This window comes from Haloferax sp. SDI50 (assembly GCF_059802635.1).
The window spans coordinates 262,379-277,290 of the sequence record NZ_JBPULL010000001.1 but is presented as its reverse complement, the minus strand read 5'-3'; the positions used below and the strand labels follow the sequence as shown (position 1 = coordinate 277,290).

The 14,912-nt window shown below is 68.5% G+C and carries 18 protein-coding genes; 15 read left to right on the top strand and 3 right to left on the bottom strand.

Annotated features, from left to right (window positions below; all coding sequences use genetic code 11):
• Positions 1–39: 39 nt before the first annotated feature.
• The gene (locus tag ACSR87_RS01390) at positions 40–1,179 is read left to right on the top strand and encodes a dihydropteroate synthase (RefSeq protein WP_498529246.1); all 1,140 of its coding nucleotides are present in this window, start codon (positions 40–42) and stop codon (positions 1,177–1,179) included.
• A 188-nt stretch (positions 1,180–1,367) separates the two neighbouring features.
• A complete protein-coding gene (locus tag ACSR87_RS01385) occupies positions 1,368–2,051 on the top strand; it encodes a 6-hydroxymethylpterin diphosphokinase MptE-like protein (RefSeq protein ID WP_498529245.1) in 684 nt (227 codons plus the stop codon).
• Positions 2,052–2,117: 66 nt separating this feature from the next.
• Here ACSR87_RS01385 and ACSR87_RS01380 read toward each other — a convergent pair whose 3' ends face one another.
• Positions 2,118–2,879 (bottom strand): DUF8054 domain-containing protein, encoded by a 762-nt coding sequence (locus tag ACSR87_RS01380; protein ID WP_498531012.1) that lies wholly within the window; start codon positions 2,877–2,879, stop codon positions 2,118–2,120.
• 387 nt (positions 2,880–3,266) lie between these two features.
• On the opposite strand from ACSR87_RS01380, the gene ACSR87_RS01375 reads away from it, so the two are divergent.
• The 3 genes from ACSR87_RS01375 to sod all read left to right on the top strand — a co-directional run bounded on the left by ACSR87_RS01375 (position 3,267) and on the right by sod (position 6,148).
• Positions 3,267–4,721, top strand: a complete 1,455-nt coding sequence (locus ACSR87_RS01375) for a cryptochrome/photolyase family protein (protein WP_498529244.1) — start codon at positions 3,267–3,269, stop codon at positions 4,719–4,721.
• An 84-nt stretch (positions 4,722–4,805) separates the two neighbouring features.
• Complete coding sequence (locus tag ACSR87_RS01370; RefSeq protein ID WP_498529243.1) at positions 4,806–5,411, top strand: DJ-1/PfpI family protein; 606 nt, start codon at positions 4,806–4,808, stop codon at positions 5,409–5,411.
• A 137-nt stretch (positions 5,412–5,548) separates the two neighbouring features.
• Entirely contained in the window at positions 5,549–6,148 is a 600-nt protein-coding gene (sod, locus tag ACSR87_RS01365) for a superoxide dismutase [Mn] (protein WP_405310764.1), read from the top strand.
• Between the two features lie 105 nt (positions 6,149–6,253).
• Here the strand turns inward: sod and ACSR87_RS01360 are convergent, their stop codons facing one another.
• The gene (locus ACSR87_RS01360) at positions 6,254–6,676 is read right to left on the bottom strand and encodes a DUF7522 family protein (RefSeq protein WP_498529242.1); all 423 of its coding nucleotides are present in this window, start codon (positions 6,674–6,676) and stop codon (positions 6,254–6,256) included.
• A gap of 164 nt (positions 6,677–6,840) precedes the next feature.
• Here ACSR87_RS01360 and ACSR87_RS01355 point away from each other — a divergent pair, with 164 nt between their 5' ends.
• Both ACSR87_RS01355 and ACSR87_RS01350 read left to right on the top strand, forming a co-directional pair.
• Positions 6,841–7,131 carry a DUF5827 family protein gene (locus tag ACSR87_RS01355; protein WP_008576357.1) on the top strand — a complete coding sequence of 97 codons (291 nt, stop codon included), beginning with the start codon at positions 6,841–6,843 and terminating at the stop codon, positions 7,129–7,131.
• Between the two features lie 101 nt (positions 7,132–7,232).
• The gene (locus ACSR87_RS01350; RefSeq protein WP_498529241.1) at positions 7,233–7,991 is read left to right on the top strand and encodes an SDR family oxidoreductase; all 759 of its coding nucleotides are present in this window, start codon (positions 7,233–7,235) and stop codon (positions 7,989–7,991) included.
• A 27-nt stretch (positions 7,992–8,018) separates the two neighbouring features.
• Here ACSR87_RS01350 and ACSR87_RS01345 read toward each other — a convergent pair whose 3' ends face one another.
• The gene (locus ACSR87_RS01345) at positions 8,019–8,597 is read right to left on the bottom strand and encodes an MBL fold metallo-hydrolase (protein ID WP_498529240.1); all 579 of its coding nucleotides are present in this window, start codon (positions 8,595–8,597) and stop codon (positions 8,019–8,021) included.
• A 116-nt stretch (positions 8,598–8,713) separates the two neighbouring features.
• On the opposite strand from ACSR87_RS01345, the gene thyA reads away from it, so the two are divergent.
• From thyA to ACSR87_RS01305, 8 genes are all read left to right on the top strand, one after another.
• A complete protein-coding gene (thyA, locus tag ACSR87_RS01340; protein WP_498529239.1) occupies positions 8,714–9,712 on the top strand; it encodes a thymidylate synthase in 999 nt (332 codons plus the stop codon).
• A complete protein-coding gene (locus ACSR87_RS01335; RefSeq protein WP_498529238.1) occupies positions 9,709–10,308 on the top strand; it encodes a dihydrofolate reductase in 600 nt (199 codons plus the stop codon). Before thyA ends, ACSR87_RS01335 begins: the two co-directional genes overlap by 4 nt.
• The gene (locus tag ACSR87_RS01330) at positions 10,301–10,504 is read left to right on the top strand and encodes a DUF4177 domain-containing protein (RefSeq protein ID WP_008576362.1); all 204 of its coding nucleotides are present in this window, start codon (positions 10,301–10,303) and stop codon (positions 10,502–10,504) included. Before ACSR87_RS01335 ends, ACSR87_RS01330 begins: the two co-directional genes overlap by 8 nt.
• A gap of 117 nt (positions 10,505–10,621) precedes the next feature.
• The gene (locus ACSR87_RS01325; RefSeq protein ID WP_498529237.1) at positions 10,622–11,542 is read left to right on the top strand and encodes a DUF8054 domain-containing protein; all 921 of its coding nucleotides are present in this window, start codon (positions 10,622–10,624) and stop codon (positions 11,540–11,542) included.
• 75 nt (positions 11,543–11,617) lie between these two features.
• Positions 11,618–11,800 carry an HVO_2922 family protein gene (locus tag ACSR87_RS01320; RefSeq protein WP_004061144.1) on the top strand — a complete coding sequence of 61 codons (183 nt, stop codon included), beginning with the start codon at positions 11,618–11,620 and terminating at the stop codon, positions 11,798–11,800.
• Positions 11,801–11,957: 157 nt separating this feature from the next.
• Positions 11,958–12,716: a proteasome subunit alpha gene (gene psmA2 / locus ACSR87_RS01315; RefSeq protein ID WP_498529236.1), complete on the top strand. Its 759-nt coding sequence runs from the start codon at positions 11,958–11,960 to the stop codon at positions 12,714–12,716.
• Entirely contained in the window at positions 12,717–13,601 is an 885-nt protein-coding gene (locus ACSR87_RS01310) for an MOSC domain-containing protein (protein WP_498529235.1), read from the top strand.
• A gap of 91 nt (positions 13,602–13,692) precedes the next feature.
• Positions 13,693–14,850, top strand: coding sequence for a metal-dependent hydrolase family protein (locus ACSR87_RS01305; RefSeq protein WP_498529234.1), 1,158 nt, complete (start codon positions 13,693–13,695; stop codon positions 14,848–14,850).
• Positions 14,851–14,912: the final 62 nt, after the last annotated feature.

The following is a 14,912-nucleotide window of genomic DNA, read 5'->3' as shown; positions in this document are numbered from 1 at the left end:
GACCGGTCGGCATATAGTCGTGTGGTCCAACCGACGGGTATGCGCACCGTCGATGCGGCAGGACTCGAAATCGGCGACGACCACCCGCCCCGAATCATGGGCGTGCTGAACGTCTCCAAGGAGTCCCCGTACAAGCCGAGCGTGTTCAACGACCCGAGCGAGGCCGCCGAGTACGTCGACCGCGAACTCATCGACGAGGGGGCCGACATCGTCGATATCGGCCTCGAATCCGCGAACAAGCGCCTCGACGTGCTGTCGGCCGAAGACGAACTCGACCGCCTCGATACGGCGCTTTCGGTCCTCGACAGCGTCTCCGGCGACGCCGTCTTCTCCATCGAGACGCGCTACCACGAGGTCGCGGAGGCGGCGCTCGACGGCGGCTTCGACATGGTCAACGACATCTGCGGCTTCGCCGACCCGGAGATGCCCCGCGTCTGCGAGGAGTTCGACGCCGCCGTCGCCAAGATGGCGAGCCCCCCGGACCTCACCCGCCCCGGCGCAATCGAGGAGGTCGACGACATCTACGACGCTCTCGAACTGAACGGCTTCACCGACAAGACCATTCTCGACCCCGCTTTCGGCGGCTGGTCGGAGGCGAAGACGCTCGAACACGACCGCGAGACGTTCGACCGCCTGCGGGAGTTCCGCGGCTACGGCCACCCCCTCTTGGTCTCCATCAACCGCAAGAACTTCCTCCGCGACGTGGCCGACCGCTCGACCGAGGAAGCCCTGCCCGTCAGCCTCGCCGCCACGTCGATGGCGGTCGAGCGCGGTGCCCACGTCGTCCGGACCCACGACGTGAAAGAGACCCGCGACGCCGCCCTCATCGGCCACGAGTTCACGCGCCGTCGCGTCCGCGACCCCGGCGACGTGTCGGTCGAGGAACTCGACGTGACGACGACCGGCGAGGCCGCCAGACACCTCGACCGCGTCGGCGCGAACCGCGAGGTCGCCGCCGAGAGCGTCACGCGCGTCTTCGAACTGGAAGGACTCGGCGCCGACGACCGGGAGGCCCTCGAAGCCGCCGCCGGTGATGCGGGAGCCGTCTTGGCCGCCGGCGACACCGGGGCGCTCTTGGTCGGGACGCCCGCCGCGCTCGCCCGGCTTTCGACGCTCGTCACGGACGCCTCCGACGCCCTCGAAGCCGCCCTCGAAACGGTCGAGCGGGCGACGCGATAACTGGTGCGTGAACCCCTCACAGACCCGTCTCGCCGTCTGACGTTCGGCAGACGTTGACCGTTCTACTAAGAGAAAACTTATACCATCCGACTCTAAAACGGTCCTGTGGACGCCGGAAGGGCACGCGGGTAGGGGTACACGAGTGCCGTTCCGGCCCATACAGTTACATTCTGAGCGACAGCTACACCATGGATTTCACCACGTGGGAACCCGTCTACGGGCGGATTCTCGACGACTTCGGCTTCGACCGAACCGGCGACGAGCGCGCCAGAGACGCGCTCGCGGACCTCGTGGAACCGTTCGACCGCGACCGACTGGACTGGGCGGGCGCGACCGTCGCCGTCTGCGGGGCGGCCCCGACGCTCGACGCCGAACTCGGCCGACTCGACGACCTCGACGCGGACGTCGTCGTCGCCGCCTCCACCGCCGCCGACGCGGTCCGCGACGCCGGGTTCGACCTCGATTTGATGGTGACCGACCTCGACAAGAACCCCGAGACGGCGGCCGAACTGACCGAATCGGGCGTGCCCGTCGCGGCTCACGCCCACGGCGATAACCTCCCCGCGGTCCGCGAGTGGGTGCCGCGGTTCGACGGCGACCACGTCCTCGGGACGACGCAGGCGGCTCCCGTCGGTCCCGTCGTCAACTGGGGCGGCTTCACCGACGGCGACCGGGCGGCCTTCATCGCCGACGAACTCGGGGCGAAGCGGCTCGTCTTCGCCGGCTGGGACTTCGACGACCCGACCGTGGACGCGATGAAAGCGCAGAAACTTCGGTGGGCAGAGCGCCTGCTCCGGTGGCTCGAACGACGCCGCGGCGAGCGCTTTTCGGTGCTCGACGGGCGGCGCGACGGCATCGACTCGCTCCCCTGAGAGGCCCGCGCTCGCGCCGGCCCGTCGGCGTCGTCGGGCGCGGCGTGCCTCGCGCTTGCGCCCCGCTCACCGCGTGTTCTGCGGGTGCACGCCGGCACCCTCGTCGGACCCGGACGGCTCGCCGGCCGACTGCTCGACCACGCCGTCGAACAGCGTCGCGTCACAGTCCCGGCAGACGGCCGAGACGTGCCGTTTCGTCCCGTCGGGGGTCCGCACCCGTTCGGTTTCGACCGCGACCGCGCCGTCACAGGTCGGGCACGTCCGGAGACACAGCCGAAGCGCCCCGAGGACGCGGTTCCGGTCGGCCGTCGAGAGCCGCCACCACTCGGGGTAGTACCGGCGGAACGTCGCGACCGCCGTGCGGTCGGCGACGAACGCGGCGCGGGAGGACCACCGACCGACGGTTCCGTGGTCGAGTCGCGCGAACAGCCCCCGCTCGTTCCACCCCATCTCGATTCTGTCCGAGTTGACGCCGAGAAGCGCCGCGAGCGCCTCGCGGTCGCCATCTCGCCCGTCGGCTTCGAGCATTCGGGCGCGCCAGTCGTCGGCGAACTGCGGCGACAGCGAGAGGCTGTCGTCCGCGTCGGCCGAAAAGACGCCCGCGACGTGTAGGGCGGCCGCGAGGTCGACCCGGCCGTCGAGCGAGAGCGGCGGTGACGGCCGCGCCGACGGGAGTTGCGGGGGCGACGGCGAGGCCGACGAGAGTTCGACGAACGCGAAGCCGAAGACGACGACGGGGGGGAGCACGCCGAGGAACGCGCCGTAGGGGACCCAGACGAGCCACCCGAGCGTCCCGCAGACGAACGTCAAGAGGAGGAGCGGAAACACGAGCGGAGACCGGAGACGCGGCTGTCGGACCCCGGAGTCAGGAAGGCAGCGATGCCCGGACATACCAGAACCGTGGGTACGACGCCGTATAGGTATGAACCGGGTACACCAGATAGCAAGAACGTAAACGTGCTCCCGTCCCGGAATTCGGTCGATAACATCACATTACCCGCGACAGTCGCGCCGCCGCGAGTGTCGACCATCGTACCACATCCATGCCAACGGGTGTCCGAAAACGAGCGACTGCCGCCGCGAGACGCGGTAGGACACCGTTTCCAGCGACAGCGAGCGATTAAGTTCAGTCGAACGAGCCGGTCGGCCGATTTTTCGGCCCGTTGGCGTCCGACTGCCGCTACATTCACATAGCCGCCGTCCTGAGGCGCGCACATGCAACTGCACTGGCACCGCCGGGACCTGCGCGTCGCGGACAATCGCGGCCTCACGACGGCCGCGGAGGCGGGCCCCGTCGCCCCGCTTTTCGTCTTCGACCGGGACGTGCTCGACCACGCCGGCGCGCCCCGCGTCAGGTACCTGCTCGACGCGCTTTCCGAGCTCCGCGACGCCTACCGAGAGCGCGGGAGCGACCTGCTCGTCGCCCGCGGCGACCCCCGGACGGTCGTGCCGGCGGTCGCGGCGGCACTCGACGCGGAACGGGCCGTGTGGGGTATCGACTACTCCGGGCTCGCCCGCGAGCGCGACGCGGACGTGCGACTCGCCCTCGACGAGGCCGGTGTCGCCCGCGAACCGGTCCACGACGCCATTTTCCACCCGCCGGGGAGCATCACGACGAACGCGGGCGACACGTACTCCGTCTACACCTACTTCTGGAAGAAGTGGCGCGACCGCGACAAACCCGACCCGTACCCGGAACCGGACGCCGACGACCTCGCCGACGCTGCGACGCTCGAAACCGCCGCAGGGAGCCTCTCCGACGCCGACGCCGAGTTCGACATCGCCGTCGGCGGCCTCCCGACCATCTCGGACCTCGGCTTCGAGGAGCCGTCGGCATCGGTCCAGTCGGCGGGGACCGAGGCGGCCCGCGAGCGCCTGTCGGCGTTCTGTGCGGACGCAATCTACCGCTACGGCGACGACCGCGACTACCCGACGCGGGACGCCACGTCGCGGCTCTCGACGGACCTCAAGTTCGGGACCATCGGCATCCGCGAGGTGTACGCGGCGACCGCCGCGGCCCGCGAGGGCGTCGGCGGCGAGAGAGACGAGTCGGTCGAGGAGTTCCAGTCGCAGTTGGCGTGGCGGGAGTTCTACGCCCACGTCCTCCGAGAGCATCCGAACGTCGTCACGGAGAACTACAAGGAGTACGAGGAGGACATCGCGTGGCGCGACGACGCCGAGGAGCTCGCGGCGTGGAAAGAGGGGAAGACCGGCTACCCCATCGTCGACGCCGGGATGCGACAGCTTCGCGAGGAGGCGTACATGCACAACCGCGTCCGGATGATCGTTGCGTCGTTCCTCACAAAGGACCTGCTGTGCGACTGGCGACACGGCTACGCGCACTTCCGCGAGCACCTCGCGGACCACGACACCGCCAACGACAACGGCGGCTGGCAGTGGGCCGCCTCGACGGGAACCGACGCCCAGCCGTACTTCCGCATCTTCAACCCGATGACGCAGGGCGAGCGCTACGACCCCGACGGCGAGTACATCAAGCGGTACGTCCCCGAGCTCTCGGACGTGACGGCCAACACTATCCACGAGTGGCACGAACTGAGCGACCTCGAACGCGAGCGGCTCGCACCCGACTACCCGGAGCCCATCGTGGACCACGCCGAGCGCCGCGAGCGCGCGATTTCGATGTTCGAGGCCGCCCGCGGCGACGACTGAGCGACGACTGACCCCGCCTGCTGTTTTTTGCCCTCGGTCGCCGCGGCACGAACGACTTTGTCCTCGGGACCCGACTCCGAGTTCATGCACGTCGCTATCATCCTCTACGACGGCTTCGACGAACTCGACGCCGTCGCGCCGTTCGAGGTGTTCCAGAACGCCGGCGCGGCCGGGGCCGACTGCGAGGCCGAACTCGTCGCACTCGACGACCGCGAGTTCGTGACCGCGAGCCACGGGATGCGCGTCGGCGTCGACGGCGTTCTCGACCCCGAGACCGACCGCCCGGACCTGCTCGTCGTCCCCGGCGGCGGCTGGAACTCCCGCGCCGACCAGAGCGCGTGGGCCGAAGCCGAGAAAGGCGAGATTCCCGACGCCATCGCCGCGCTCCACGAGGCCGGAACGACCGTCGCCGGCGTCTGTACCGGCGGGATGCTCCTCGCCCGCGCCGGCATCCTCGACGGTCGCCCCGCGGTCACCCACGGCGGCGCGCTCTCCGACCTCCACGAGACGGCCGCCGAAGTCGTCGAAGCGCGCGTCGTCGACGACGGCGACGTGCTCACCGCGGGCGGCGTCACCTCCGGCCTCGACCTCTCGTTACATCTCGTCGAACGCGAGTTCGGAGCCGAAATCGCTGACGCCGTCTCGACGGAAATCGAGTACGAGCGCCGGACGAAGCCGTTCGACGGCTGACACGCTCGCCCGAACCGAAGTTTCTCGAAGCGGAGAAATCGACCGATAGCGACCCGCACATTGTGGTTTGTGCTAGCATACCCCTCCTCAAGTTTTAACAGGATTCCGCCCGACGCATGATACGGAGGTTACACATTATGAGCTACGAACTCGACCCGCTTCCGTACGAGTACGACGCCCTCGAACCGCACATCTCCGAGCAGGTGCTGACGTGGCATCACGACACCCACCACCAGGGCTACGTCAACGGCTGGAACGCGGCCGAAGAAACCCTCGCAGAGAACCGCGAAGCAGGCGAGTTCGGCTCGTCCGCCGGCGCGCTCCGCAACGTCACCCACAACGGCTCGGGACACATTCTGCACGACCTGTTCTGGCAGAACATGTCGCCGGAAGGCGGCGACGAGCCTTCGGGCGCGCTCGCAGAGCGCATCGCGGAGGACTTCGGTTCCTACGAGGCGTGGAAGGGTGAATTCGAAGCGGCGGCCGGCGCAGCCGGCGGCTGGGCGCTCCTCGTGTACGATTCGTTCTCGAACCAGCTTCGGAACGTCGTCGTCGACAAGCACGACCAGGGCGCGCTCTGGGGCTCCCACCCGATTCTCGCGCTGGACGTCTGGGAGCACTCGTACTACCACGACTACGGCCCGGCCCGCGGGGACTTCGTCTCCGCGTTCTTCGAGGTCGTCGACTGGGACGAACCCGCCGCCCGCTACGACCAGGCCGTCGAACTCTTCGAGTAAACCCGGTACATCCCGACTTTTCTTTCGGACGCAACGCCGTCAGCGGCGGCGCTGTCCGCGAATCGAATCGAATTAAATCAGTCCGCGGGTGCGCTCCGCTCGTCCTCAGGGCTGTCGGTCGCGGGCGGTCGGGTCGCTGAACAGGTCCGCCCCGTCGAACTCGTCGTTCAGCGCGCAGACGCGGTCGTGCAGGGCGGCGAAGTCGCGGCCAACCCCGCGGTCGAAGCCGGCGAGGATTCCGGTGGGGCGGTCGCCGACGAAGGTCCGAAACTGCTCGAACGAGTCGAACCCGCGGACGGTGTAGCCGTAGTCCGCGTAGTACAGCGTCTCGTAGGTGTCTCTCGTGACGTATCCGAACCGCTCGTTGTCGATAAACTGCGAGATGTCGAGACATTCGAGCGCATCGGACACGTCCTCTCTGACGTAGAGGTGTTCGTACCCGTGGTGGTCGAAGACCCAGAGGTCGCGGAGGTCGTCCCCGCCGAAGCTACGGAAGGCCTCGACGAGTCGTGCGGCGGCGTCGCTCATCGTTTCGGGTCTGGCGTCACGGCTGATAAGCCTACTTATGGGGTCGTCGAGGGCTGTAAGGGAGCGATGGGCACGCTCGTCAGTCGCACTGCCGTCGCCGCCGATGCTCGTCACCCGCCGCCCGCGGTCGTCGGGGTTTTGCCCGTCGGCCGAGAAGCGCACGCATGCCCAAGCCGAAAGACGACTTCGACACCCTCTACGGATACCTCCTGTACGAACCCGCCGACATCCTCGACCCCGACTACATGTACACCGTGGGCGAAATCGCCCGCCTGATGCAGGGGCTGTCGCCGCAGGACGACCTCGCCGAGGAGACCGAAGACCGCATCATCCAGTGGACGATTCCGTGGATCGTCGCCAACCAAGAGGACTTCGTCATCAACGACCCGCGGAGCGACGAACCGGGTTACTTCGGCCTCCATCCCGATGCGGTCCCCGAGGAAGACGAGGAATAACGACCGCACTCACACCGCGTGGCTCGGCGTTCCCGATATTCTTCCGACGCGAGAGTCGCACAAACGGTTATCTGTCAGGTAGTTGTGTTCTCTATCGTACGATGACTCAGTTCGACACCGAGGTCGCGGTCGTGACCGGCGCTAGCTCTGGAATCGGTCGCGCGACGGCGGAGGCGTTCGCCGCGGCGGGCGCGCGCGTCGTCGTCTCCGACGTGAACGTCGAGGGCGGCGAGGAGACCGTCGCACGCATCGAAAAAGCCGGCGGGACGGCGATATTCGTCGAGACGGACGTGACGGACGACGACGCCGTCGCCGCGCTGGTCGACACGGCTGTCTCCGAGTACGGCCGACTCGACTTCGCCTGCAACAACGCGGGCATCGGCGGTCCGCAGAAACCGACCGCCGACCTCTCGGCCGACGAGTGGCAAGGGGTCGTCGACGTGAACCTCAACGGCGTCTGGCGGTCGATGCGGCACGAGATTCCCGCGATGCTCGACGGCGACGGCGGCGTCATCGTCAACATGGCGTCGATTCTCGGGAAAGTCGGCTTCGCGAACGCGGCCCCGTACGTCGCCGCGAAGCACGGCGTCCTCGGGCTAACGAAGACCGCGGCCATCGAGTACGCAGAACAGGGCGTCCGCGTCAACGCGGTGTGTCCGGGCTTCGTCGACACGCCGCTGCTCGGGGAAGGCGGCCTCGACGACCCCGAAGCGCGGCAGGGAATCGAGTCGCTCCACCCGATGAACCGCCTCGGCGACGTGGACGAAATCGCCTCCGCGGTCGTCTGGCTCTGTTCGGACGGCGCGTCGTTCACGACCGGCGAGGCGCTCACCGTCGACGGCGGCTACACGAGTCGCTAGCGCGAGGTGACGCGGCGAGGCGACGGTTCACCTCGTCCGCGCCGCCTTCGCCGCGAGTTCGAGGTCCTCGCTCGGGCGAGTCGTGACGCTCGGTCCGTGGCCGGTGTGGAGTTCGATCAGGTCGCCGCCGACGACCTCGCGCAGGCGGTCGATGCTCTCGACGAGCGCGCCGCGGTCGCCCTCGGGGAGGTCGGTCCGACCGAACCCGCCGTCGGCGAAGACGAGGTCGCCCGCGAAGCAGACGCCCGACCCGCGGGAGAAAAAGCAGAGGTGGTCGTCCTTGTGGCCCGGCGTGTGGACCGCCTCGAACACGTCGTCACCGATTTGGACGCGCTCGCCGTCGTCGATGCGCCTGTCTACGGCGAGGTTGCTGGTGTCGTAGCCCCACGTCTGCACGTCGAACGCCTCGCGGACGGCGTCGACGTTGCCGATGTGGTCGGGGTGCGTGTGGGTGAGGTACACCGCGTCGAGCGAGTCGGTGACCTCGCGGACCGTCGGCACCACGTCGAAGTTCGCCCCGGTGTCCACGAGCGCGGTGGTCTCGCCGTCGACGAGAAAGACGTTGCTCGTGAAGGCACGGATGTCTCCTGCGAGATTGCGAATCATGGTCACGGGTACGAAAAGCGGGGTATTCGGTGTTGTGGGCGCTGCGGAAATCCGGGCCGAGGACGGTAGGATTTAGAGGGACCGACGACGACCAACACCCAACCAGGGCACCCCTCATGCGCCAATATCTCGACCTCGTCACGGACGTTCTCGGCACCGGGCAGCACAAACCGAATCGAACCGGAGTGGACACCATCTCGGGCTTCTCGAAGCACTACACTGTCGACTTACAGGAGGGCTTTCCGCTGCTCACGACGAAGGACCTCTCGGGCTTCCGCTGGAACTCCCTCATCCACGAACTGCTGTGGTATCTCTCCGGCGAGGAGCACATCCGCACCCTCCGCGAGGAGACGGGCATCTGGGACGCGTGGGCCGACGACGAAGGTCACCTCGACACGGCCTACGGCCGGTTCTGGCGTCGCTACCCGGTCCCCGAGGAGGGGCTTGCGGGCGAGGCGTGGCCCGACGACGGCCACCGCTGGATGAACGACGAGGGGACGTTCGACCAGCTCGCGTACGTCCTCGACACGCTCGACGAGAACCCGAACTCGCGCCGGCTGGTTATCAACGCGTGGCACCCCGCCAACGCCGCCGTCTCGACGCTCCCGCCCTGCCATTACACGTTCGTCTTCAACGTGCAGGGCGACGAACTCAACCTCCATCTGACCCAGCGCTCCGGCGATATCGCGCTCGGCGTCCCGTTCAACCTCGCGGCGTACGCCATCCTCGCGCAGGTCGTCGCCCAGCGCGCCGGCTTCGAACTCGGGTCGTTCGCCCACACTATCGTCGACGCCCACGTCTACTGCGGGGCCGGCGAGCGCGGCGCGTGGTACGGCGACCACCTCGACGAACTCCAGTCCCGCCTCGACGACGTGGAGTCGCCCGAAGGATACCTCGACGTGCGCGAGTGGCTCCTCGACGCGGCCCCCGAGGAGGCCGACGGCGAGGAGGACTACGACCACGTCCCCGGACTGCTCTTGCAGGCCTCGCGCGAACCGCGCGAGCGCCCCGCGCTCGACGTGGCCGACGTGCCGCTCGAAGAACTGTCGTTCGAGGATATCGTCCTCCGCGACTACGACCCGGCCGACGGGATTCGCTTCGCGGTGGCCGAATGAGCGGCGAGGTGCCTGCTGGGTCCGAAACCGAGGGCGACGCAGCGGTCCGGTTCGTCCTCGTCGCCGCCATCGCCGACAACCGCGTCATCGGCCGCGACGGCGACATGCCGTGGCACCTCCCCGAGGACCTCAAACAGTTCAAGCGGACGACGACCGGTCACCCGGTCGTGATGGGTCGCAAGACCTACGAGAGCATCGCCCGCCAGCTCGGCGGCCCGCTTTCGGACCGTCACAGCGTCGTGCTGACGACCCGCGACCTCGACCTCCCCGAGGGCGCTGAAGCGGTCGATTCGGTCGAGTCGGCGGTCGCCGCCGCCGAGGACGCGGCCGACGAGATGGGCGTCGAGACGGTGTACGTCGTCGGCGGTGCGACCGTCTACGAGCAGTTCCTCGACCGCGCCGCGGGGCTGGTGCTCACCGAACTCGACGCGGCCCACGAAGGCGACACGCGGTTCCCCGAGTGGGACCGCGGGAAGTGGGTCGAGACCGACCGCGACGACCGCGACGGCTTTTCGTTCGTCACGTACGAGCGCCGGGAACAGGGCCACCGAGAACCCGCCGCGACTGACCGCGGCGCGGAGGAATCCGATGACTAACACGGGCGAGTGGGAGTACAAAATCGTCCGCACGGCCGACGGCGGCCTGTTCAGCGGCGACACGTCCCCGATGGAAGACGCGCTCAACTCCCTCGGCGGCGACGGCTGGGAGCTCGTGGACACGATTTCCGACTCGCGCGGCGCTGGCGCGAACAGCGGGCAGACGGCGCTCGTGTTCAAGCGGCCGAAGCGCTGAGACGCCGGGCGTCATCTCACGGGGCGCTCGTGAACGACCCGTGTTTCTCGTGACGCACCACGAGTAGCTTTATTGACGCGAACGACCTCGTAAGAGGGAACGAAGCTTCCCCTCGCTATGACCGCCTCGACACTCGCAGACCGACTCCGACAACCCGAGTACACCGGCGAGAACCGGTGTACGCCCTGTACCGTCGTGAACGTCGTCATCGCCGCCGCGTTGAGTCTGTTGCTCGGCGTCGCGTGGCCGCCGCTCGGGTTCGTCTCGTTCGCCCTCTTCGCGGGCGCGATTTACTTCCGCGGCTACCTGATTCCCGGCACGCCGACGCTCACGAAAACGTACTTCCCCGACCGGGTCCTCCGCTGGTTCGACAAGGAGCCGACGCAGACTCGCGTCGGGGCCACCGCATCCGCTCCTGGGTCGGCCACCGATGACGACGTTGACGCCGAATCGTCGGGCGAGGAGGTCGAATCGGGGCAGTTAGACGGCGACGGCTCGTCAGTCGCGGCGTTCGACGTGGAGGCGACCTTGATGGACGCCGGCGCGTTGGAGTTGGACGAGAGCGGCGACGAACTCCGCCTCGCACCGGCGTTCGAATCGGCGTGGGACGACGAAATCGCGCGCACCGACGAGACGGTCGCTCGACGGTGGCTCGCCCGCTTGACCGGGGTCGACGAGGCCGATGTCACGCTAGAGTCTCGCGCTCGGAGCCGGTGGCTCGTGGCGATGGCCGACGGGACCACCCTCGGCACCTGGGAGTCGAACGGCGCGCTCGTCGCGGACGTGGCTGCCGACGCCGCGCTCGACGGTCGCCTCGACGACCGGGACCAGCTGACGGCCGAACAGCGGAGCGCGCTGGCGCGGGGGCTCCGCATCTACCTCAACAGCTGTCCGACCTGCGGCGGCGGCGTCCGGTTCGGCTCGGAGACCGCCGAATCGTGCTGCCGGTCGTGGGAGGTGTTCGTCGTCCGCTGTGAGGACTGCGAGACGCGACTGCTGGAAGTCGACGCCGAGGCGCTCGAACCCGAAGCCGCCTGAGCCGCCGGACTGGCGCGTCGGCCGCGACGCTCCGCCGGCGAATACATTTTTGTCGGTTGACAACAGTTTCTCCGTATGAGCAAGGCGCACTTCGAGGTGTTCGTCGACGCGGCCGACAAGTACCGCTGGCGACTCGTCCACGACAACGGAAACATCCTCGCCGACTCGGGCGAGGGCTACGCGTCGAAACAGAAGGCGAAACAGGGCATCGAGAGCGTCAAGCGAAACGCGCCCGACGCGGACGTTATCGAAGCGTAGTTCCGCGGTTCGAGCCTCGGTTCGCCTGAAATCGGCAGATATCCGCCGGTTCGAGTACGAACCCCACACCGATGCCGGGTGTGGAGGCTTTTTCCGCCTCCGGGACTGACCGGAGAGTAATGACGAACGTCGCCGACGCGAGCGAGGAGGTCGCACGATGAACCGAAACGACAAGCAGGCCTACGACCGCGGAACGTCGCTTTTCTCCCCCGACGGACGCATCTATCAGGTCGAGTACGCCCGCGAGGCCGTCAAGCGCGGCGCGCCGGTTCTCGGCGTCCGCACCGCCGACGGCGTCGTGCTGGCGGCGCTCCGGTCGACCCCGTCGGACCTCATGGAAGCCGAAAGCATCGAGAAACTGCACAAGCTCGACGACGCGCTCGGCGCGGCCACGGCCGGCCACGTCGCTGACGCGCGGAAGCTCGTGGACTTCGCGCGGACGACCGCCCAGCGCGAGCACCTGCGCTACGGCGAGCCAATCGGCGTCGAGACGCTCACGAAAACCATCACCGACAACATCCAAGAGAGCACGCAGTCCGGCGGCACCCGCCCGTACGGCGCGTCGCTCCTCATCGGCGGCGTCGAAAACGGCTCGGGTCGCCTGTTTGCGACCGACCCCTCGGGGACGCCCCAGGAGTGGAAGGCGGTCGCCATCGGCGGCCACCGCGAGGACGTCCAGGCCGCCCTCGAAGACGGCTACGCCGAGGACCTGTCGCTCGAAGACGGCCTCGCGCTCGCCGTCGAGGCGCTCGTCGCGGCCGACGAGGAAATCGAGAGCGACGAACTGAATCTCGTCACCGTCTCCGAGGCGGGCTACGACATCGTCGACGAGGAGACCATCGCCGAACTGTTCGCGGACGCGACCGAGGACGACGAAGACGACGAGTCCGGCGAGACGGACGAAAGCGAGGAGTAGATGACAGACGGGAGCCCGACCGACGGCAACACCTCGGCGGCCGAGGCGGAGACGACAGCGGCCGCGGCCACGGATGCGGAAGCGGGCGCGACCGCCGGCGCGGCGGCCGTGACGCTCGACCGCATCGCGGTGTATCCGGTGAAGTCGCTCGACGCCGAGTTCGTCGACGCCGCCGATATCGTCGAGAACGGCGGGCTCCGCGGCGACCGCGAGTACGCCATCTTCGACGAGGACGACGAGTACGTCAACGGAAAGCGCGAGCGGGCGGTCCACCGAATCCGGAGTTCCGTCTCGCTCGCCGACGGAACGGTCGAACTGTCGGCCCCCGAGATGGACGATTACGACGGCCCGATAGCCGAGGCCGACGGTTGGCTCTCGGCGTACTTCGGCTACCCGGTCGAACTCCGGCGCGACCCCGCCGGCGGGTTCCCCGACGACACCGAAGCCAGCGGGCCGACGGTCATCTCGACCGGGACGCTCGACGCGGTCGCCTCGTGGTTCGACGGCGTCGACGCCGACGAGATGCGCCGTCGCCTCCGGCCGAACCTCGTCTTCGACGCGAGCGAGCCGTTCTGGGAGGACCACCTGTTCGACCGGCGCGGGACGGTCGTCGAGTTCAGCGTCGGCGGGGTCGCCTTCGAGGGCGTCAACCCCTGCCAGCGCTGTGTCGTCCCGAGCCGCGACCCGGACACGGGCGCGGAGACGGCAGACTTCCGGACGACGTTCATGACGAAGCGCCGCGAGACGCTCCCCGAGTGGTCCGGCGGCGACTGGTTCGACCACGACTTCCGGCTCATGGTCAACACCGCGGTGCCGGAATCGTCGTGGGGCGAGACGCTGTCGGTCGGTGACGCGGTCACCGTCGGTGACATCGTCCCCGAGTGAGGGTCGGGTTTCGTCGCGTTCGAACGCCTCGCGGTCGGTCGGTTGTTCTTACACCCGCGGCTTTAGGTCACCTGCCCGGGTTGACACAGATATGTTCACGCTAACCGGCGTGCGGGTCGTCGACGCCGACGGGACCCGCGAGGCGAACGTGGTGATAGACGAGTCGACCGGACGCATCGCGTCCGTCAGCGACGAGACCGAAGGCGAGACGCGACACTGCTCGGGTGCGGTGGTCGCGCCGGGACTCGTCGACGCCCACGTTCACCTCATGATGGGCGGTCGCCCCGACGTGGCTGCCTATCGGTCCGAGCCGGTCGAACGCGCCTGCTATCGGGCCGCGGCCAACCTCCAGAAGACGCTGGAAGCGGGCGTCACGACCGTCCGCGACCTCGGTTCGCCCGGCGACCTCGCGACGAGCGCGAAGGCGGCGGTCACCGACGGCGACCTCGACGGGCCGCGCGTCCTCGCCGCCGGGGAACCCATCACCATGACCGGCGGCCACGCCCACTGGTTGGGTCGGGAGGCCGACGGTCCGGACGAGGTTCGCAAGGCCGCCCGAGAGCAACTGAAGCGCGGCGCTGACGTGGTGAAATGCATCGCGACCGGCGGCGTCCTCACGACCGGCGCGGTCACGGGCGCACCCGAACTCACGGAAGCGGAGATTCGCGCCCTCGCGGAGGCCGCGAGCGCGAAGGGCGTCCCGACCGCGGCCCACGCCCACGGCGAGGACGGTATCAAAAACGCCGCCCGCGCGGGGGTTTCGAGCGTCGAACACGGGATGTTCATGGACGAGGAGGCCGCCGACCTCATGGTCGACAACGGTACGTACTGGGTGCCGACGGCCTCGGCCGTCCGCGAAATCGTCGAGGCGGGCGTCGAGGCCGGCATCCCGCCGGAGGCCGTCTCGAAGGCCGAAGACGCCGCCGAGCGCTTCGAAGGCGCGTGGTCCCACGCGCTCGAGGCCGGCGTGAACATCGCCATGGGCACCGACGCGGGCACGCCGTTCAACGACCACGGCGAGAACGCGCTCCGCGAGATGGAACTGCTCGTCGAGTACGGCCTGTCGCCCGCCGAAGCGCTCGAAGCCGCGACCGTCGGCGGCGCGGACCTCCTCGGGTTAGACGACGTGGGGAAGGTCGCCGAGGGCTACGTCGCGGACCTCGTCGTCCTCGACGCCGACCCGAGCGAGGACGCCGGCGCGTGGCGGACGGTCCGGCAGGTGTATCGAGAGGGCGAACGGGTCGTCTAATCGCAACACGGCAGTCGGTATCACACCCGATTTGAAGCGACAACCTTTTACAACCGCGAGCA